Genomic DNA, 19617 nt, shown 5'->3' on the forward strand with positions numbered 1-19617 from the left:
TGGAACCACCTGATCCCATCCCGAACTCAGCAGTGAAACGATGCATCGCCGATGGTAGTGTGGGGTTTCCCCATGTGAGAGTAGGTCATCGTCAAGATTAAATTCCGAAACCCCAATTGCGAAAGCAGTTGGGGTTTTGTTTTGCCCGCAGGAAAGTTCGTACAGCATTACCGGACAGCTCCCGGCTGTCACAGTCTCCCGACAATGCTAAGGTTCGGCCCTAGCTTTTGTATTTCTCCAAGGAAGCCTTTATGCCGGACGCGACGTCCCTCAGTGCTGGTTTTATGGTGGTTCACGGTAACCGCCTGGACGAGCTGCGCAGCCTGGTGGTCAGCTGGATGCGGCGATACCCGCTGGCTCCCTTGGAAAATGAAATCGCTCTGGTGCAGAGCAACGGCATCGCCCAGTGGCTAAAGCTGGCACTGGCAGAAGACCCGGAAGAGGACGATATGGGCGGCTGCGGAATCGCCGCAGCCATCGACGTGCAGTTGCCGGGCAGCTTCATGTGGCAGCTCTATCGCATGGTGCTTGGTCGAGATGAAATTCCCGCCAAGTCATTGCTCGATAAGGCCCCGCTGACCTGGCGACTCATGCGGCTGCTTCCGCAGTTGATAGGTCAGCCCCACTTCGAACCTCTGCAACGCTTTCTGACCAATGACACCGATCTGCGCAAACGCTATCAACTGGCTGAGCGGCTGGCAGACCTGTTCGACCAATATCAGGTGTACCGAGCCGACTGGCTTGAAGACTGGTCTGAAGGTCGTCATCAATTACGCAACGGTCGGGGTGAAGCGAAACCCCTGACCCCGGCCAACTGCTGGCAGGCGGAATTGTGGCGTGCGTTGTTGCTGGATGTGGGGGAGCAAGGCATGGCGCAAAGTCGTGCTGGCGTCCATCAACGATTTATCGAGCGCATTAACAACCTCGATGTCGCCCCCGACGGATTACCATCCCGAGTGATCGTTTTCGGGATTTCTTCGCTTCCCGCTCAGGCTCTGGAAGCACTCGCCGGTCTGGCCCGTTTCAGCCAGGTTCTGCTTTGCGTGCACAACCCGTGTCGTCACCATTGGGCGGACATCGTCGCTGATAAAGACCTGTTACGGCATCAATACAAACGTCAGGCTCGCAAGAGTGGCATGCCGGTCGTGCTGGATTCTCAAACCCTGCATCAGCATGCACATCCGCTGTTGGCAGCGTGGGGTAAACAAGGGCGGGACTACATTAATCTGCTAGACAGCTATGACGATCCCAACAGCTATCGCTCGGCGTTTCGTGATGGGCGCATTGATCTGTTCAGTGACAGCCAGCCACAGAACCTGCTGAACCAGCTGCAGGACGACATCCTCGAATTGCGCCCTCTGAATGAAACGCGCGAACGCTGGCCGGCAGTCGATACAGGCGCGGATCAATCGATCCGTTTTCACATTGCCCACAGTGCTCAGCGCGAAGTAGAGATACTTCACGATCAGTTGCTCGCACGCTTCAGTGCTGATCCTGGGTTAAGACCGCGCGACATTATCGTGATGGTTCCGGACATCGACAGTTATGCACCGCATATTCGTGCCGTGTTCGGCCAGCTTGAACGCCATGACCCACGCTTCATTCCATTCACGCTCGCAGATCAAGGCCAGCGCGGTCGTGATCCACTGCTGATTGCTGTCGAACACCTGCTCAAACTGCCCGACAGTCGTTTCCCCGTCAGTGAGATCCTTGATCTGCTGGACGTTCCAGCGTTGCGCGCTCGCTTCGGTGTAGAGGAACGTGACCTGCCGACCCTGCATCGCTGGATCGAAGGCGCGGGCATCCGCTGGGGCATGAGCGCAGAGCAACGAGCGGGGCTTGGATTGCCGCAGGAACTGGAGCAAAACAGTTGGCGATTCGGCTTGCGGCGGATGTTGCTTGGGTATGCAGTCGGCAGCGCCAGTGCCTGTCAAGGTATCGAGCCCTACGATGAGATTGGTGGTCTGGACGCCGCGCTCATAGGTCCATTAGTGGCGCTCCTGGATGCGCTTGAAATTGCTCACCAGGAACTCACCCGACCTGCGCCACCCCAGCAATGGGGGATGCGCCTGCAAGCGTTGGTGCAGTTGTTTTTCCAGGCCAGTAATGAGCACGACGACTACTTGCTTGCCCAGCTCGAAGAGTTGCGTGAAACCTGGCTTGAGACCTGTGAGTCTGTCGGTCTGCATGACGAGTTGCCGTTGACCGTAGTTCGTGAAGCCTGGCTCGCCGGTCTCGATCAGGGGCGCTTGTCCCAACGTTTTCTCGCCGGTGCAGTTAACTTCTGCACCCTGATGCCCATGCGCGCGATCCCGTTCAAGCTGGTCTGCCTGCTCGGGATGAATGATGGCGATTATCCGCGTGCGCAACCGCCACTGGACTTCGACCTGATGGGCAGCGATTACCGTCCGGGTGATCGCTCCCGGCGCGAAGACGACCGCTATCTGTTGTTGGAAGCGCTATTGTCAGCGCGTAACCAGCTCTACATCAGTTGGGTTGGCCGCAGCATTCGCGATAACAGCGAGCGCCCGGCTTCTGTGCTGATTGGCCAACTGCGCGACCATCTGGCCAGCGGATGGCGACTGCAAAATGCCGATGAAGACTTGCTTGAGGCAATGACTCAGGAGCACCCGTTACAGCCGTTCAGTGCCCGCTATTTCCACGAAGGCGATGACTTGTTCAGCTACGCCAGCGAATGGCAGATGCTTCATCATGCTGTTGAGTCGGCAGCCGATAACGGCATCCTCGCCCCCTATGTTCAGGAGGAGCCGCTAAGCCTTGGCCAACTGCAGGACTTTCTGCGCAACCCGGTGCGGCACTTCTTCAGTCAGCGGCTGAAGGTGTTCTTTGAAGCGGCTGAAGTGCCGCTTGCCGATGAGGAGCCATTTGTCCTCGACGCGCTGCAACGCTACAGCCTCAGCGACAGTTTGCTCGACGCCGCGCTGGAGCATCTGGATCAGTCCGATCAGGCGTTGGAGGCGCAGGCCAAGCGTCTGCAAAACAGCGGCCTGCTGCCCATGGCCGGCTTTGGCGAATGCCTGCAACGGGAATTGATCGAGCCATTGCCGGATCTGCTGCAGCGTTATCAACAGCTTTTGGCCCTATGGCCGACACCGCTCACCAGCGCTTTACCTGTGAGTCTTGAGCTGCAAGGGCTGCGCCTCGAAGGTTGGCTCAGCGGTCTGCATCAGCGAGCTGACGGTGGTTTGCTGTCGGTCACCACGATTCCCAACAGCATCGGCTCGATCAAGTCTCGCAAATGGCATCGTCTGACACGGTCATGGGTCAATCATCTGGTTGCCAGCGCCAGTGGAATGGCCATGACCACTGCGCTGGTGGCCAGTGACGACAGCCTGCTGCTCGGTCCGATGGAGAAGGATGTTGCATTCCGGACCTTGAGCGACCTGCTGATGGCCTGGCAAGCAGGCATGCGCCAACCTCTACCCATTGCAGTAAAAACGGCGTTTGCCTGGCTAACCCAGACTGATCCTGCCAAAGCCGACGCCGCTGCTCGCAAGGCCTATGAAGGCGACGGTTTGACCACTGACGGCGAGCGCCGCGAAAGTCCCGCGCTCGCCCGGCAGTTTGCTGACTATGACGCACTGATTGCCGACGAGACCTTCGCCGATTGGTGCAACGCCTTGTACAAGCCAATGCTGGAAGCCCCATGGCGCTCATTGACCAGCGAGGAGCCGCGCTCATGACCAGCCAGACACCGTTGGCCCTGGCGTTCCCGCTGCGCGGCAGTCAACTGATCGAGGCCAGTGCCGGGACCGGCAAGACCTTCACTATTTCCGCGTTGTACCTGCGTCTGGTTTTGGGCCACGGCGGGGAATCGAGCGGATTTGGACGTGAACTGTTACCGCCGCAAATCCTCGTAGTGACGTTCACCGACGCCGCGACCAAAGAGCTGCGCGAACGTATTCGAACGCGCCTTGCCGAAGCCGCACGATTTTTTCGCGATGAAACACCGGCGCCGGATGCCCTGATTGCAGAGCTGCGTGAACAGTACCTTCCCGAGCAGTGGTCCGGATGCGCAAACCGTCTGGACATCGCTGCTCAGTGGATGGACGAAGCAGCTGTCTCGACCATCCACAGTTGGTGTCAGCGCATGTTGCGCGAGCACGCGTTCGACAGTGGCAGCCTGTTTACCCAGACCCTGGAAACCGATCACAGTGATTTGCTCGGCGAGGTTCTGCGCGACTACTGGCGATTGTTTTGTTACCCGATGCAAGGCGATGCGCTGAATTGGGTGCGCGGTAATTGGGGCGGGCCCGCAGCCCTGTTGCCGCGAGTTCGTGGTTTGTTCGCCAGTGAGCGCCACAGTGCTGAAGGCAAAGAGCCTGTCGAGCTGATCACTGAGTGTCTGCAAGAGCGACGAGCCGCATTGCTCGAACTCAAAATGCCTTGGCGTCAATGGGCGGACGAGTTGCTTGCCATCTGTCATGAGGGCGTCGCGAGTAAAAGCGTCGACGGTCGGAAGATGCAGGCACGCTATTTCGAACCCTGGTTCGAAAAGATAAAAGCTTGGGCCGAAGATGAATTACTCGAACAGTTGGATATTGGCACTGGCTTCACTCGCCTGACGCCTGATGGCATGGCTGAGGCGTGGAAAAAGGGCGAAGTGCCCAATCACCCGGGACTGGACGCAATGCCTGGCCTCAAGGCCAGTCTCGACAGTTTGCCAACCCCCGATGCGGCTGTCCTGCAACACGCCGCCCAGTGGGTAGGCGCGCGGTTCGAGGAAGAAAAGCGTCGCCGCGCGGAAATGGGTTTCGATGACATGCTGCTGCGCCTCGATGCCGCGTTGCAAGCCGAGGGCGGCGAACGTTTGGCAACCCTGATCCGCGAGCAATTTCCGGTAGCGTTGATCGACGAATTCCAGGATACCGACCCGGTTCAGTACCAGATCTTCGAAAGCATCTATCGCATCGAGGACAACAATCCTGAATGCGGCCTGTTCCTGATCGGCGACCCGAAGCAGGCGATCTACGCCTTCCGTGGCGCCGACATCTACACCTACCTGCGTGCCCGCCAGGCCACCACTGGCCGGCTGCATACCCTGGGCACCAACTTCCGTTCCAGTCATGGCATGGTCGATGCGGTGAACCATGTGTTCGAGCGCGCCGAGTCGCGGGAAGCGGGGCGGGGCGCATTTCTGTTCCGTGAAAAAAGTGGCGAAAATCCGGTGCCGTTCCTGCCGGTCGCCTCCCAGGGCCGCAAAGAAGTTTTGCAGGTTAAGGGTCAGGTTGTACCCGCTCTGAACATCTGGCATCTGCCCGCCGAACAACCATTGTCCGGCGCCGTTTACCGACAGCAATTAGCCGCTGCTTGCGCCAGCGAAATCACTGCTTTGCTCAATGGCGGGCAACAAGGCCAGGCGGGTTTCATCCAGGACGGCAAGGACTTCAAAGGTTTGCTGCCAGCGGATATTGCGATCCTGGTACGTGACGGCAAAGAGGCCCAGGCCGTGCGCGCCGAACTCACGACCCGGGGCGTGCGCAGCGTGTATCTGTCGGACAAGGACTCGGTGTTCGCCGCACAGGAAGCTCACGACCTGCTGACCTGGCTCAAGGCTTGCGCCGAGCCGGATGTAGAGCGTCCGCTGCGAGCGGCGTTGGCCTGTATCACGCTGAATCTGTCGCTGGCGGAGCTGGAACGCTTGAATCAGGACGAGTTGGCGTGGGAAGCGCGGGTCATGCAGTTCCGCGGTTATCGCGAACTCTGGCGCAAACAGGGTGTGCTGCCGATGCTGCGTCGCTTGCTGCATGACTTCCAGCTACCTCAGGCACTGATCGCGCGAAGCGACGGCGAGCGTGTGCTGACCAACCTGTTGCACTTGTCCGAACTGCTGCAACAGGCGGCCGCCGAACTCGATGGCGAGCAAGCGTTGATCCGGCATTTATCCGAACACCTGGCGTTGTCCGGCCAGGCTGGCGAAGAGCAGATACTGCGTCTGGAGAGCGACGAGCAACTGGTCAAGGTCGTGACGATTCACAAGTCCAAGGGGCTTGAGTATCCGTTGGTGTTCCTGCCGTTCGTGTGTTCGGCGAAGCCGGTCGACGGCAGCCGCTTGCCGCTGCATTACCACGACGAGACCGGCAAGGCCCAGGTGACGTTGAAGCCGACACCCGAGTTGATCGCGCTGGCCGATCATGAGCGCCTGGCCGAGGATCTGCGCTTGTTGTATGTGGCCTTGACCCGTGCACAACATGCCTGTTGGCTCGGTGTTACGGACCTCAAGCGCGGCAATAACAACAGCTCGGTGCTGCACCTTTCGGCACTGGGTTATTTGCTGGGAGGTGGTGCGCCATTGACCGAATCGGCGGGATTGACGCGTTGGCTTGAAGACTTGCAGCAGGACTGTCCGGCGCTGAACTACAGTGAAATGCCTGAAGAAACCGCCGAGCATTACCACCCGCCGCAAAACGATGCGACATTGCTTGCCCCGCTGATTCCCAAACGCAAGGCCAGCGAAAACTGGTGGATTGCCTCCTACAGCGCCCTGCGCATTGGCGACAGCCTGAGCGTGGGCAGTGACGAAGCACCGGAAAACCCGCAAGCGCAAAAGCTGTTTGACGACGAGCGTCTTGACCCGGAAGCGCCGCGAGAGGTGGTCGCTGGCGGTGCCGATATCCATCGCTTCCCTCGGGGTCCGAACCCCGGCACCTTTCTCCATGGTTTGCTTGAATGGGCCGGTAACGAAGGTTTTGCCGCCACACCACAAGCCGTGGAAGATGCCATTGCCCGTCGCTGCAACCGTCGTGGCTGGGAAGGCTGGATCACCACGCTGAGCGATTGGCTGCAGCACCTGCTCAAGTCCCCGCTGCACATCGGTGCCGGACAGGCGCCAGTGATATTCGAGCAATTGACCCAGTACCGCGTCGAGATGGAATTCTGGTTCGCCAGCCATAAAGTCGATGTGCTCAAACTCGACGAACTGGTCCGCCAATACACCCACAACGGCGTTGCCCGTGTTGCAGCCGAACCGGTGTTGCTCAATGGCATGTTCAAAGGTTTCATCGATCTGACGTTCGAGCATGATGGTCGCTATTACGTCGCCGATTACAAATCCAATTGGCTGGGCGTCGATGACATGGCCTATACCGAGCAAGCCATGGAGCAGTCGATTCTGGACAATCGCTACGACCTGCAATACGTGCTGTACCTGTTGGCCCTGCACCGCCAACTCAAGGCGCGGCTTGCCGATTACGATTACGACCGGCACGTCGGTGGGGCGCTGTATCTGTTCCTGCGTGGCACCCGCGCATCCAGTCAGGGCGTGTATTTCGCCCGTCCGCCAAGAGAACTGATCGAGCGTCTTGACCGGCTGTTCCAGGGCAAGCCAGAACCCAAGGCCGAACCCGCTTGGGAACAGGGAGTACTGCTATGAGTCGCACCTTCGCCGATTTGCTGCCGACGCCATTGGCATCGGAAAGTCTGGCGAGTCTGGCACCGTTGAGTCGCGCCGATGACTTGTTGCTGCTGCTCACCCGTTGGGTAGAGCGGGGCTGGTTGCGAGCGCTGGACAAGGCCTTCGTTGCGTTCTTGCACGAACTCGCTCCCGACGATGACCCTCTGGTGCTGCTGGCTGCGGCATTGACCAGTCACCAATTGGGCCACGGCCATGTCTGCCTGGATCTGTTCGAAACCCTGAAAGAGCCTGACTTCGCACTGTCATTGCCGCCGGAAGGCGATCTGCAAAGTGGCGCGATGCTGCTGCCATCACAATTGCTTGAGGCGCTGGACGGCGCCCATTGGTGCAAGGTACTGGCCGCCAGCAATCTGGTCGCATTGGCAGCAGACAGGCGTGAAACGGCTCAACAAAGGCCGTTGGTACTGTCGGGTAAACGCCTTTATCTGCGCCGCTATTGGGCTTACGAGCGGCGTATCGATGACGCCCTGCGTGTGCGTCTGGCCGAACACGAAACCACGCCGAGTGATCTGCCCCAACGTCTTGTCGGTTTGTTCGGCCAGGCCAAGCCTGGCGAGCTGATCGACTGGCAGAAACTCGCGTGTGCCTTGGCGACCCGCAGTGCCTTCAGCATCGTCACCGGCGGCCCGGGGACGGGCAAGACCACCACGGTCGTGCGCTTGCTGGCATTGCTTCAGGCGCCGGCGGTGGAGGCTGGCAAACCCTTGCGCATCCGTCTCGCCGCCCCCACCGGGAAAGCTGCGGCACGGTTGACGGAGTCCATCAGCCAACAAGTCCGCACGCTGGAAGTCGCTGAAGCCGTGCGAGATAAAATTCCGTCAGACGTGACCACCGTGCACCGTCTGCTCGGCAGTCGGCCCGGTACGCGACATTTCCGGCACCACGCCGGTAACCGTTTGCCGCTGGATGTGCTGGTGGTGGATGAAGCCTCAATGATCGACCTGGAGATGATGGCCAATCTTCTCGACGCGATGCCGGCCCATGCACGACTGATTCTGCTGGGTGACAAGGACCAACTGGCCTCGGTGGAGGCCGGCGCTGTGCTGGGTGATCTGTGCCGCGACGCCGAGGCCGGTTGGTATAGCCCGCAGACGCGTCAGTGGCTGGAAACGGTCAGTGGTGAAAATCTCGCAGCCAGTGGTTTGCAAGAAGACACTCAGGGGACTCATCCGCTGGCCCAGCAAGTGGTAATGCTGCGTCACTCGCGCCGGTTCGGCGAGGGAAGCGGCATTGGCCAACTGGCGCGCTGGGTCAACCGGCAACAACCCGAAGAGGCTCGGCAGCTTCTGGCGACTGGAAGCCACAGCGATGTATTTTCCCTGCCCCTCAAGGGTGAACAGGACCGGGCGCTGGAGCGCCTATTGCTCGAAGGCCATGGTGATGGGCCGCAAGGCTACCGGCATTACCTCAGCCTGCTGCGCCACCTGCGGCCATCGCCCGACAGCTCGCTTGAGGATTCACGCTGGACCGATTGGGCACGCCAGGTGCTGCAAGCCTTTGACGCCTTCCAGTTGTTGTGTGCCGTTCGCAAAGGGCCATGGGGGGTGGAGGGCTTGAATCAGCGCGTGACCGATGCGTTGCTCAAGGCCCGGTTGATCGACAGCAATCAGCAGTGGTACGAAGGCCGGCCGGTGCTGATGACCCGTAACGACTATGGCTTGGGTTTGATGAACGGCGACATCGGCATTGCCCTCAAGCTGCCAGAGCGCGATGGCCCCGAGGCGGGTCGTCAGGTATTGCGCGTGGCCTTTCCGCGCAATGATGGCCAGGGTGGCGTGCGTTTTGTCCTGCCGAGCCGGCTCAATGATGTCGAAACCGTGTACGCCATGACCGTGCACAAATCCCAGGGCTCCGAGTTTGCCCATACGGCGTTGATTTTGCCGGACGCCCTGAACCCGGTTCTGACCAAGGAGCTGATCTATACCGGCATTACCAGGGCCAAGGACTGGTTCACATTGATCGAGCCACGTGCCGGAGTGTTTGAAGAGGCCGTGCGACGCAAGGTCAAGCGGTTGAGTGGGTTGATGCTGGAGTTGGAAGAGGCCGTCGAGCCGAGGCAATAAATGGCGGCGGCACCGGACGCCGGAAACTGTCCGAAGTGCCGTCGTACGTGGCCTCGCTGGTGTTTCAGCGCTGTGCTATCGTTGCGGCACCCTCCCGTTACGATCGAAGAGAATCCCTGCATGAAGGTGGCTGTCTGGATGACAGAGTGCGTTGCTGGCTGCAAGCAGGCCGTACTTGCAGGCTTTCTCTGTTTGCTGAGCGGCTTCGTTTTCGCTCAAGCGCAAACCCCACCAGGCATGGCCGACCAGCGCGCCAAATCGGTCACGCAGGTTGTACTTGGGATACTCAGCTATGCCCGCTGGCCAGTTGAGCCCGCACAACTTCGTTTGTGCATCGTCGGCCCTACCGAATACACCGACGACCTGGTCAAGGGCACCACCCAGGCCACCGGCCGACCCGTTACCGTGCGCCGCCTGCTGGCCGACAACCCATCCATTGTCAGTGAGTGCGACGCGGTGTACATCGGCAAATTGACCAGCGAAGAGCGCAGCCGGTTGTTCGCTTCGCTGAGCGGGCATCCGGTGTTGAGCATCAGCGAAAGCGACGATCAATGCACCGTCGGCAGTCTGTTCTGTTTGCGTGTCGGCGATGAACAAGTGTCCTTTGAGGTCAACCTCGATTCCGTCGCCCGTAGCGGCGTGCGAATTCACCCAAGTGTGCTGCAACTGTCCCGCCGCAAACCGGCGGCGCCATGAGTCTATTCAAGCCGGGCAGTCGTCCGACCTTGCGTTCGGTCATTGGCCGCGGCCATTTGATCGTCGCGCTGGTCGGCGTCGCCATGGCCAGCATCTCGCTGACGCTGCTCGGCGTCCTGGCGTTGCGGGTCTATGCCGACCACAACCTGCATTTGATCGCGCGCTCCATCAACTACACCGTGGAAGCTGCCGTGGTGTTCAACGACAAAGCCGCCGCCACTGAAGCGCTGGCACTGATCGCCTCCACCGAAGAAGTGGCGGATGCCCAAGTGCTGGACTTGCAAGGCAAGTTGTTGGCGCGTTGGCAGCGACCGGAAACCGGATTGTTCTCTGATCTCGAAATGCAGATGGCCAAAGCCTTTCTGGAAGAGCCCATCAGCATGCCGATCATCCATCAAGGTCAGGAAATCGGCAGCACTCTGCTGATCGGCCACGGCGGCAGCCTGATGCGCTTCTTGCTCAGCGGTCTGATGGGCATCGTTCTGTGCACCGCCGCCAGTGCCTGGGTAGCGCTTTATCTGGCTCGCCGACAACTGAGCGGGATCACCGGTCCGCTGCGCAGTCTGGCGTTCGTGGCGCACGCTGCGCGCAGCGAACGAGCCTTCGACCAGCGTGTGCCGCCCGCCGACATCGCCGAACTTGATAACCTGGGCAATGACTTCAATGCCCTGCTCGATGAACTCGAATCCTGGCAAACCCACCTGCAAAGCGAGAATGAAACCCTCGCCCACCAGGCCAGTCATGACAGCCTCACCGGGTTGCCGAACCGGGCGTTTTTCGAAGGACGATTGATTCGTGCACTACGCAACGCCAACAAGCTCAACGAGCGGGTAGCGGTGCTGTTTCTCGACAGTGACCGGTTCAAGGAAATCAACGACACCTTCGGTCATGCCGCTGGCGATGCAGTGTTGGTCGCAGTCGCCAATCGGGTTCGCGCGCAACTGCGCGAAGAGGATCTGGTGGCGCGTCTTGGGGGGGACGAGTTTGCTGTCCTGCTGACACCGCTGCACAAGACCGAAGACGCCGAGCGGATTGCCGATAAAATCATTGCCAGCATGGAAGTGCCGATCCCGTTGCCGGGTCATACTCAGGTTTTGACTTCTCTGAGCATCGGCATTGCCGTGTACCCGGATCATGGTGCTACACCGGGTGCCCTGCTCAATGCTGCCGATGCGGCCATGTACCAGGCCAAACGCTTTTCCAGAGGTGCACAGCACACGTCAGGGTCGGAGCACCCTGTCGCCGATGTTCAAACCAGGAGCTAATGTTCGTGTTCTCATTCAATCTGCGATTTCTTGCGATCCCTTTGTTCATGGCTTTGCTGGCACTGACCGGTTGCCAGACGGCACCACAAAAAGGTTTGAGTCCGGCACAGGTTGCAGTACTCCAACAGCAAGGTTTCGAGTTGACCGACGAGGGCTGGGCGTTTGGCTTGTCCGGCAAAGTGTTGTTTGGCAGTGATGTCGAAAGCCTGAATCCGCAGAGCACCGAGATCGTCGAGCGCATTGGCAAGGCGTTGCTGGGTGTCGGGATCGATCGGGTGCGGGTTGATGGTCACACCGATGCGTCGGGCAAAGAGACCTACAACGAACAGCTGTCCCTGCGCCGCTCGAACAGCGTCGGCAAGGTCCTGATCGCGGTTGGCATGAAAGAGCAGAATATCCAGCTAAGGGGCTTTGGCAGCAGTGAGCCGGTAGCCTCCAACGATAACGCGGCCGGTCGAACCGAAAACCGCCGGGTGTCGATTGTGGTGAGCGCCGACTGATCGGCCGACCCTCTTTTTAACTATTCTTTTTGGGGGAATTCATACCCCCGTAGATGAACGGAACACGACGACTGCCACATGGAAAAAATAATAAATTACTGCCGCAACCACTTCTGGAAAAAATGGCTTCGCCAGCATAAATGCAAGATCGCTGGCGGGGTGTCATCGCTTAACGCCAAAACCACGTTGCTGGTGGAAGAGAATGTTTCGCTCGGCCATGTGGTGGTCGGCACCAAACGGTTGAGCATTGGTGCCCACACTTACATTCGAAGTGGTTGCGTGCTGTCCGCGGTGTCCTCGATAGGACGGTTTTGTTCGATTGGAAATGACTGCTACATCGGACAAGACAAAAATACCCACCCGTCCGATTGGGTCAGTTCGCACCCCTTCCAATTTACCCGTACAAAACTGTCCTTCGAACCAGAGATCGTTGATGTAACGATCGGCGACGACGTCTGGATCGGACATGGCGCCATGATCATGGAAGGTGTCACGGTGGGCACGGGTGCCATTATCGCCACCCGCGCACTGGTTGCCCACGATGTGCCGCCTTATGCGGTAGTCGCCGGGATTCCGGCGAAGGTCATCAAGTATCGGCACCCGCCAGAGTTGGTGGCGCAGTTACTTGATAGCCGATGGTGGGAATGTAATGTCGATTTCCTTCTGAGCTTGCGCCTGGACGATCCCCGTTCTGCTTTGCCGATCATTGCCGATTCGCGCAGCGCCAATCAGGTTGTTTACAAGCAGGTGGAAGTCACCCGCAAAGGCTGCCAATTAGTCAGCACTCTTGGATTGGCCGCTCCGACGCTCAGTCTGCAAACCGAAGATCCCGCGTCTCGCCCAGTAACAACGGGCCATTCAGTTCAGTGACCTCCCTGATGTAATCCCACAACAGGGTGATCCGCTTGAGCTTCCTCAGATCCTCCCGGCAGTACATCCAGAACTTCAAGGAATACAGGTTTCTCCCAATGTTTACGGGGTTAAACCTTTATGAATCGCCTTTTTGAATGCTCTGCTGTTACAAGTCCTGTACCAATTCTTGTAGGTCCTTCGAGACCCACCACGAGACTCGCGAAACCGTATCACTACAGACGCAACGGTATTTACTACATGCGCCTCAGGGCTACTGGCAGCACCACTGAGTACGCTTCGGTTTCCCTCAAGACCAGCAATAGGCGTGACGCATTAGACGCATCAGAACAGCTCGCGGGGTCTGTCAGGACGTTCCATCTGGCAAACCCAGAAGCCTCTTGGGGGATGCTGAAAGAGCATTTCCGTTTGGCCTCAGCGGAGCTGTTTGAGTTTGGACGTGATGGCGACGTTACGCAGGTGTGGGGTGGTCTGCATGACAGCAACACTGGCCCTGTGGGCGGCTCGCTCAGCTTCCCCAAGTCGGCAAAGAGCGCTGCGCTATCCCTATCTGTAATCGGCCCAGCCGTGACCTTTGAGGCCCTTTCATCGCTCTACTTGGCCGACCGTGGGCAGGATCAGAAGACATCAACCCTGAAGGAAACCAAGATTTGCCACGGCACCATCTCTGCGGCTCTCGGTGAACTGGATATGCGGACTCATTCACGGGCTGACCTCGTAGCGCTGCGTGATCGTCTTGCAGATGGTCGCATGCCCTCAACGGTCAATAAGCTGATCGTGAAGCTATCGGCTGTCCTCGCGTGGTCAGTTGAAAACGGTCACATATCCAAGTCATACGATAAGAAACTGAAGCTTACTAAGGGTCTTGAGTCGAGCCGTAAGGCATTCACACAGGATCAGGTGGGCATGCTGGTGGCTTACTCCAACACGCTCCCTGAGTCCTCATGGAAGCGCTGGTTATTGAGCCTTGGTGCCATCACTGGCGGGCGTCTCAATGAAATCTCACAGTTGACGGTAAGTGACGTACAGACCCTTGCTTCAAGTATCACCGCTATACACATCAACGAGGTAGGTGAAGGTAAGTCGATCAAGAACAAACGCAGTGAGCGGCTAGTGCCACTGACTGATGGTGCCTATGGGTTCGACCTCACAGCATTCCTGCGGTATGTCGATGCGCGCAAGGTCAGTGGGTCAGACTCATTAGCTCAGATCGGCTACAAGACAGCCGGAGAGTGGGTGAATCAACAGGCAATCCCAGAGGCTCTTGGTGACACGTATGGCCCAGGCTTGGTGTTCCATTCGTTGCGTCACTCGTTGGCTTCGCTAATGCAGGTCAAAGGAGTTCCCACGACGCATGCTCAGGCTGTGATGGGTCATGCTTCTGGCACGATTACTTTTGACACATACGGCTCTGGCGTTCCCGTTGAAACCATCGCTGAGGTACTCAAGGGGCTTTTTATCAGTGGTAATCACCTGCCCCGAATCAAAAATGGTTTGCACCCGTGAGGCATATCTCGCGCTCGCGGCGGCTGGGCGTTCCCCCATACGGGGTCTGGGCGTGTGCCTGCTGGGCTGGCGAGTCGAGGGGTGCCCCTCATCTGCTGGCTGGCCGGGGTTGATGTCCTCTCTGGCTGGAGCTAGGGCTTGCCGGTTGCGATGGTCGGGGGCTTGGCCTTCTGTACAACTGGCGGGATATGGGGAGTTGGCGTGCCACACATTATCGGCTCTGGGCTCTGGCTGCCTGTGCTTCGATACACGGGGCGCTAGGTCTACGCCTGCGGGGTAGGGCTACCGGGTGCCGCTCTATGGCGGTCTGGTGGTGCTGGCTGGGATGGTGTCAGGCTGGCCGGTGTCCGGGGTGGCGATGGGGTGGTGTCGAGTGGCTGCCTAGGTGGTGACACCAAACATCCGGTTTATGTCACCTGTCAGGCAGGCTATTAAATAGTGACAACAAACTAGGGGTTTACACTTCATGTCACCATCCGTATTCTTGTCACCATTACTTGGCACCACCAGCCAAGACCACGGGACTAGAGACAATGACTTCTCGCACCTTTGCTTACTGCCGTGTATCCACTGCCGAGCAGACCACTGAAAACCAGATCCTCGCTATTAAGACAGCGGGCGTTACCGTCAAGCCAGCACGCATTATCAGCGAGACTATCAGCGGAGCCGTATCTGCCTCTGAACGTCCGGGGTTCCAGAAGCTGCTAGAGCGCATGGAGGAAGGCGACACACTAGTTGTCCTCAAAATGGATCGACTTGGCCGTGACAGCATCGACATTCAACAGACCATCGAGCGGCTGGCCGCTGCTGGTATCAGTGTTAACAGCCTTGACCTACCGGGCGTTGATCTGACCAGTACAGCCGGTGCCTTGACTATGAAGGTGCTGGCCGCTGTGGCCGATATGGAGCGCTCCCGGATCAAAGAGCGGACTATGGAAGGGCTGGCGCGGGCCGTTGCCGCTGGCGTGAAGCTGGGGCGACCTGTGGCCGACGATGTGACCGGGGCTGTCCGGGAGCTGCGGGGACGTGGACACAGCCAATCAGAAGTGGCGACCATGCTGGGGCTGTCTGTCCGCACCGTGAAGCGACATTGTGCAAAGCTGGAAGGAAATGCATGACTTCTGGCAAAGGGCTGTATCTGGGCACGCTCAAGGAGTCCTATAGCATCGAGGCGCTGATTGCTTCCGACCTCATCGAAGCACAACACTGCTAGCGATCCTGATGCACGACGCATAGGTCGAGGCACAGGGTAAGACATGCGGCCAGCTAGCTCGTGAGAAGCTGCCACAGCTCAAGCTGGCAGCCTCTGGGTTTCGCGTAGGGGTGACGGTTTGACGTGGCTCCCGCGCTCCCTGATCGGCCTCACCGTGGCACTGGCTCTCTTCATCCGCCCCCCCTATTTCGCTGATGGTCGCCTTGCTCATTCTCGATGGCGCGTAGCCCAACCAGCCCCAGACCGCGCACAGACAGCGACGGGGCAGAGCATGGATCGACGCACCCCAAAAAGCCTCAGGCGCTCACAGCGAGCCTCTGGGGCTTTCTCGTTTGGGATAACTCTCACACAACTAACGGGAAGTCTCGCAGCGTGAGACTAATATTGGATTATGGTTAAGTTGCATTATAGGAAATAAATTCCCCGTGTGACTCGATTGGCTAATCTGGTCACAAGGTCTCACAGCGCTACAGCCCTTATAAACCGGGGTCTTCAGAGTCTCACAGCTTTTAAGTTGCATTATAGAAGAATCCCCAAGTAGCAACAGTAGTGTAGTAGTGATGGTAGTTACAGTAGCACTCAGTATTGTCTATTAGGGTAGTAGGTTAAGTAGTCTACAGTGGGAGAGGTAGTGTAGTAGCCCAGTATTGTCTAGTCGCTCAAGTAGTGATAGTTGTTCCCTCCCTTCTTCTCCTTAATGGAGAGAGGGAGAGCTAATAGACGCTACGAGGTATCCAACCCAGCCAGCCCTAGACCGTGCGCAGACCGCAACGGGGCAGAGCACTGACCTACGCGGCCCCCAAAAGCCTCAGGCGCTCATAGCGAGCCTCAGGGCTTTCTCGTTTTGGCCGGGAGTCCCAGAAAGTCTAACACGATAGACTCGGTAATTAAGTTGCATTATAGGAGCGCGAGTCGAACCGCGACTGCAAACCACACTTCCATGAAATATTTGAATCATTAATTCAACATCGCAGATCGATGTCCAAACGAGAATCATTCGTAGGTTCATCGGTCTGCGATCCCAATGGAATTGGTAGGACAAGAAGAACAGTAGCAACAGTAGCAATTCTCCTTTTCTCTTATGAGAAAAGACCCGCTAGGGAAAGTGACAGTAGCAACCATTAGCAACCGTTTCTTTAATGGGGGTGTTAGTTGTTCTGTCCTCACTGAACACACACACCACCACCCTAACAATCACTGAGAGGTAACAGGCAATGGCAACTCCAATCACCGGCGACTTCGGCGCATTCAAGGCGACCAAGAAGCAAGGCGTAACTCTGCACAATATGCCAGTGTATCCAAGCTCTGATGTAAGCAATAAAGCGGCCTCTATTAACCAAGAGCACGAGAGTGGCAAGCGTTACGGCGCCATGATTACTGTCAGTGGCTACACTAAACCTGTGCTGTATATGGCCGCTGGCAATAAGCCAACTGACGCATGGATAGCTATCACCAACGATGGCGCGGATATTGTTCCAGCATAAGGAGGGCAGCATGCTTAATCGAAAAGTTCAGACAGGGCAACAGTACATGCTGGGTCAGATAACCATTGCCAACACTGGCCAGCCAAAACAGGCATTACCTGAGCCTGTCGCGCTATCTCCGCGGGCGAAGAAGCTGATGCAGGCAGACCTTAAGCGCAATGCTTCGGGGTTTTAAGTTGCTGTATAGATAAGGCTGTGGGGACTCTCTCTGTAGCCACAGCTTCCCAGTCCACCTTATTAAACTGTGCAAAATTGCATATTTAATTTTCGTAGTGCATAGCTGTCAGTCTTCTGGTTCCGGGGTTCTCCGGTTTGGTCGCCGTCTATATCGGTTCAAGAAGGCTGTCAGCTATCCATTAACGAACAATCCACCCACATATATAGAGATGACCATGAACCCAGAACCTAGTAAGGCGCTGCCTATTACCCTGCGCGATGCAAAAGGCAATAGCCACACCTTTGTCCCTGATACTCAGGGTATGTTTAACCTCACAGAGATGCACTGTCGTCTAGGCCTGCCAAACTCCAAACGTCCAGCCCAATGGCGTACATCCATTTCCCGCGACTTGGCAGCTTGTGCAAATTTGCACAGCTTAGTTGGTAGCGAGACTTTGGGCAGCGAAGTGGCCACTATCGCCTACGCTATGTGGGTTAGTAACGACTTCTACAAGATGGTTGTTTCTGTCTTCATCGCTGTTCGCAGTGATGCACTGTTATCAGCTCAGGTATATGAGCGTTTGGCAGTGGCGCATCAGGAATTATTTGCCGATAACTGCTACAAGCTCAGGGCATATTCCCGCATCGATAATAAGAACTCGATGACGTGGACAGTTGCTTGTGACATGTATGGCATCGAACGTCCGCTACTTGCCAAGCAATATATTTACGAGACTCATGGCTTCTGGCGCATTGTCTGCGGCGAAGTGGCGGAAACTGGCAAGGGTAGAGCTACCGGGTTCTATGTCCGCAACCGTGGTAACAATGGCCCCGAGTTGGATCTAGCTCCTGGCGCCCGTGATTGGCTGCTGCACAACGTAGGTGCCATCAACTTTGCGACGAAGCCCAACAAACGCTCCCGCAAATGACTCGCGCACCATATCTCCTGCCCCTAATAGTAGACGTGGTGTCTCGTTTTATTCCCGGTCGCCCTCCCCAGTTGCAGGTAACGCAAGTTGACCCTTTGACTGGTAAGCGAGTGCGGCCAGAGAAGCACACTAATAAAAAAAATAAGCAACAACTAACCAAACTAACTAATTTCCAAGAGGTGACACAATGACTTCCCTAAATAACATCTACGCGCTGACCATCAACGAAATGAAGGTTCGCCCCGCGCTGGAACTGCTCAAGCAATACGGCATCGACCGCGCTAAGGATGAGCTTTCTTATAACCCAGTATCTCGCGTGGCTGATGGCATCACCGCCAGCTTCCGCGCTTACCGTTCCTACTTGATTCCCGGTCGTGATCTGCACGACGCCAAGCTGAGAGAAATGGCAGGGGTGCTGGTTGAGGTGGTGAAGCATCTGGAATGCCTTAAGGAACATGGCCGATACATTGGTGAGCTACCGACCAGCCTTCCACGTCCTGAGGACTACCAGAACGCCTTTACCTTCCTGCTGGCGCTGATGAACAGCATTGCAACACAAGCCCCTGACAGCGACCTGTTCAGGAACAAGTACCGCTCGCCAGACTTCGCATATGACGAATGGCAAGCAATGCTAGCCGATCGTTTCTCGCCTACCCTGCCAGACTTCATTGGTGCCCTTGCGGGGGCCCGTCGAGATAGCAACGGTGGGCGACGTAAGATCATGGCCCCGATCTATTACAAGGACTGGGCTTCAGTAGGTGCTGAGGTGTACAGCCTCGTGTTCGATGATGGCTCCCGCTCCCGTGCATTGGCTAAATCCCTTCGGGCTAAGCTGTCTGTATTGGCCTGCCCTTTCAACGGTCATCAGCACGCACGGTCTATAGTCGAAGACATGTCCTGCACGTTGCTCAGTGAAGATGATGCGCTGGCACTGGCCGGAGCTGGCTGGAACGAGCTGCACTCAGACAAGATCCTGCATGCTCTGACATATGACCCGATGTCCAAGGTTGCTGGCCCGCGCCCTGATAGCGTCCGCACCTGTGCTGTCGAGTTCAACCTGTCGCGACTACTCAAGGCAGAGGCAGTTGTAAATGCAGAGGGTAAGGCTGAGGCTGCCCGTATCCGTGATGAAGAGGCTAAGGCTCAGGCTCTGGCTGATCGTACCCGTGATGCCAAGGCACAGCTTGAGCTGCTAGAGAAGATCAAGGCCGGTACTGTCACAGCCGAAGAGCTGGATGCAGCCGGTTACTGAGGTCGTTTATCACTTGCACCTTAGGAGCAATCCCTAGGTGCTAGGAGTAAGTGCAACCCTCTATGTACTTAGTTCGTTTGAGTACCCTTTCCCCGATGGCCCTAGTGGCTGTTGGGGGTTTTAAAGAGAATTGTTATGCTATAACCATTGGTGTAGGGCGCTCTGTGCTGCCCGTATCCCCGCCCCCTGTCCGACACCCTCCCTAGGCCACCGCGCACAGGAGGAATGCTAGTGGCTACCTTGCCTCA

At 57.4% G+C, this 19617-nt stretch carries 13 protein-coding genes, 1 rRNA gene and 1 pseudogene; 14 read left to right on the forward strand and 1 reads right to left on the reverse strand.

All coding sequences use genetic code 11. The features are described from left to right. From rrf to IB245_RS11830, 8 genes are all read left to right on the forward strand, one after another. Window positions 1–97: ribosomal RNA gene (gene rrf, locus IB245_RS11795) — 5S ribosomal RNA — on the forward strand; the annotation flags it as partial. Window positions 98–251: 154 nt separating this feature from the next. Continuing rightward, window positions 252–3704 carry an exodeoxyribonuclease V subunit gamma gene (recC, locus tag IB245_RS11800; RefSeq protein WP_192227643.1) on the forward strand — a complete coding sequence of 1151 codons (3453 nt, stop codon included), beginning with the start codon at window positions 252–254 and terminating at the stop codon, window positions 3702–3704. After that, entirely contained in the window at window positions 3701–7393 is a 3693-nt protein-coding gene (recB, locus tag IB245_RS11805; RefSeq protein WP_192227644.1) for an exodeoxyribonuclease V subunit beta, read from the forward strand. The genes recC and recB overlap by 4 nt, the downstream gene beginning before the upstream one ends. After that, window positions 7390–9498 (forward strand): exodeoxyribonuclease V subunit alpha, encoded by a 2109-nt coding sequence (gene recD, locus IB245_RS11810; protein WP_192227645.1) that lies wholly within the window; start codon window positions 7390–7392, stop codon window positions 9496–9498. The genes recB and recD overlap by 4 nt, the downstream gene beginning before the upstream one ends. Before the next feature lie 120 nt (window positions 9499–9618). Further along, complete coding sequence (locus IB245_RS11815; RefSeq protein WP_008040808.1) at window positions 9619–10194, forward strand: YfiR family protein; 576 nt, start codon at window positions 9619–9621, stop codon at window positions 10192–10194. Then, window positions 10191–11459, forward strand: coding sequence for a diguanylate cyclase domain-containing protein (locus IB245_RS11820; protein WP_192227646.1), 1269 nt, complete (start codon window positions 10191–10193; stop codon window positions 11457–11459). Before IB245_RS11815 ends, IB245_RS11820 begins: the two co-directional genes overlap by 4 nt. Beyond that, window positions 11459–11959 carry an OmpA family protein gene (locus IB245_RS11825; RefSeq protein ID WP_192227647.1) on the forward strand — a complete coding sequence of 167 codons (501 nt, stop codon included), beginning with the start codon at window positions 11459–11461 and terminating at the stop codon, window positions 11957–11959. The genes IB245_RS11820 and IB245_RS11825 overlap by 1 nt, the downstream gene beginning before the upstream one ends. A gap of 78 nt (window positions 11960–12037) precedes the next feature. Further along, on the forward strand, window positions 12038–12829 hold the full coding sequence (locus IB245_RS11830; protein WP_192227648.1) for a CatB-related O-acetyltransferase: 792 nt from the start codon (window positions 12038–12040) through the stop codon (window positions 12827–12829). On the opposite strand, the pseudogene IB245_RS11835 reads toward IB245_RS11830, so the two are convergent. After that, window positions 12768–12905: pseudogene (locus IB245_RS11835) on the reverse strand (LysR family transcriptional regulator); the annotation flags it as partial. The gene IB245_RS11830 and the pseudogene IB245_RS11835 overlap by 62 nt on opposite strands. A 311-nt stretch (window positions 12906–13216) precedes the next feature. On the opposite strand from IB245_RS11835, the gene IB245_RS11840 reads away from it, so the two are divergent. From IB245_RS11840 to IB245_RS11865, 6 genes are all read left to right on the forward strand, one after another. After that, a complete protein-coding gene (locus IB245_RS11840) occupies window positions 13217–14335 on the forward strand; it encodes a tyrosine-type recombinase/integrase (RefSeq protein WP_225609867.1) in 1119 nt (372 codons plus the stop codon). Window positions 14336–14868: 533 nt separating this feature from the next. Beyond that, on the forward strand, window positions 14869–15453 hold the full coding sequence (locus tag IB245_RS11845) for a recombinase family protein (RefSeq protein WP_192227650.1): 585 nt from the start codon (window positions 14869–14871) through the stop codon (window positions 15451–15453). A 1309-nt stretch (window positions 15454–16762) separates the two neighbouring features. Further along, on the forward strand, window positions 16763–17032 hold the full coding sequence (locus tag IB245_RS11850; RefSeq protein WP_192227651.1) for a hypothetical protein: 270 nt from the start codon (window positions 16763–16765) through the stop codon (window positions 17030–17032). A gap of 10 nt (window positions 17033–17042) precedes the next feature. After that, entirely contained in the window at window positions 17043–17207 is a 165-nt protein-coding gene (locus tag IB245_RS11855) for a hypothetical protein (RefSeq protein ID WP_192227652.1), read from the forward strand. Window positions 17208–17424: 217 nt separating this feature from the next. Beyond that, window positions 17425–18117, forward strand: coding sequence for a KilA-N domain-containing protein (locus tag IB245_RS11860; RefSeq protein ID WP_192227653.1), 693 nt, complete (start codon window positions 17425–17427; stop codon window positions 18115–18117). A gap of 187 nt (window positions 18118–18304) precedes the next feature. Next, window positions 18305–19369 (forward strand): hypothetical protein, encoded by a 1065-nt coding sequence (locus IB245_RS11865; protein ID WP_192227654.1) that lies wholly within the window; start codon window positions 18305–18307, stop codon window positions 19367–19369. Window positions 19370–19617 lie beyond the last annotated feature (248 nt).

It is taken from the genome of Pseudomonas sp. PDM02, assembly GCF_014852285.1.
GTDB classification, from domain to species: domain Bacteria; phylum Pseudomonadota; class Gammaproteobacteria; order Pseudomonadales; family Pseudomonadaceae; genus Aquipseudomonas; species Aquipseudomonas migulae.

Excerpts from the sequence above, each read along its gene's own strand:
- recC (WP_192227643.1), top strand. The coding sequence starts at position 252 with ATGCCGGACGCGACGTCCCTCAGTGCTGGTTTTATGGTGGTTCACGGT.
- recB (WP_192227644.1), top strand. The coding sequence starts at position 3,701 with ATGACCAGCCAGACACCGTTGGCCCTGGCGTTCCCGCTGCGCGGCAGT.
- recD (WP_192227645.1), top strand. The coding sequence starts at position 7,390 with ATGAGTCGCACCTTCGCCGATTTGCTGCCGACGCCATTGGCATCGGAA.
- IB245_RS11815 (WP_008040808.1), top strand. The coding sequence starts at position 9,619 with ATGAAGGTGGCTGTCTGGATGACAGAGTGCGTTGCTGGCTGCAAGCAG.
- IB245_RS11820 (WP_192227646.1), top strand. The coding sequence starts at position 10,191 with ATGAGTCTATTCAAGCCGGGCAGTCGTCCGACCTTGCGTTCGGTCATT.
- IB245_RS11825 (WP_192227647.1), top strand. The coding sequence starts at position 11,459 with ATGTTCGTGTTCTCATTCAATCTGCGATTTCTTGCGATCCCTTTGTTC.
- IB245_RS11830 (WP_192227648.1), top strand. The coding sequence starts at position 12,038 with ATGGAAAAAATAATAAATTACTGCCGCAACCACTTCTGGAAAAAATGG.
- IB245_RS11840 (WP_225609867.1), top strand. The coding sequence starts at position 13,217 with ATGCTGAAAGAGCATTTCCGTTTGGCCTCAGCGGAGCTGTTTGAGTTT.
- IB245_RS11845 (WP_192227650.1), top strand. The coding sequence starts at position 14,869 with ATGACTTCTCGCACCTTTGCTTACTGCCGTGTATCCACTGCCGAGCAG.
- IB245_RS11850 (WP_192227651.1), top strand. The coding sequence starts at position 16,763 with ATGGCAACTCCAATCACCGGCGACTTCGGCGCATTCAAGGCGACCAAG.
- IB245_RS11855 (WP_192227652.1), top strand. The coding sequence starts at position 17,043 with ATGCTTAATCGAAAAGTTCAGACAGGGCAACAGTACATGCTGGGTCAG.
- IB245_RS11860 (WP_192227653.1), top strand. The coding sequence starts at position 17,425 with ATGAACCCAGAACCTAGTAAGGCGCTGCCTATTACCCTGCGCGATGCA.
- IB245_RS11865 (WP_192227654.1), top strand. The coding sequence starts at position 18,305 with ATGACTTCCCTAAATAACATCTACGCGCTGACCATCAACGAAATGAAG.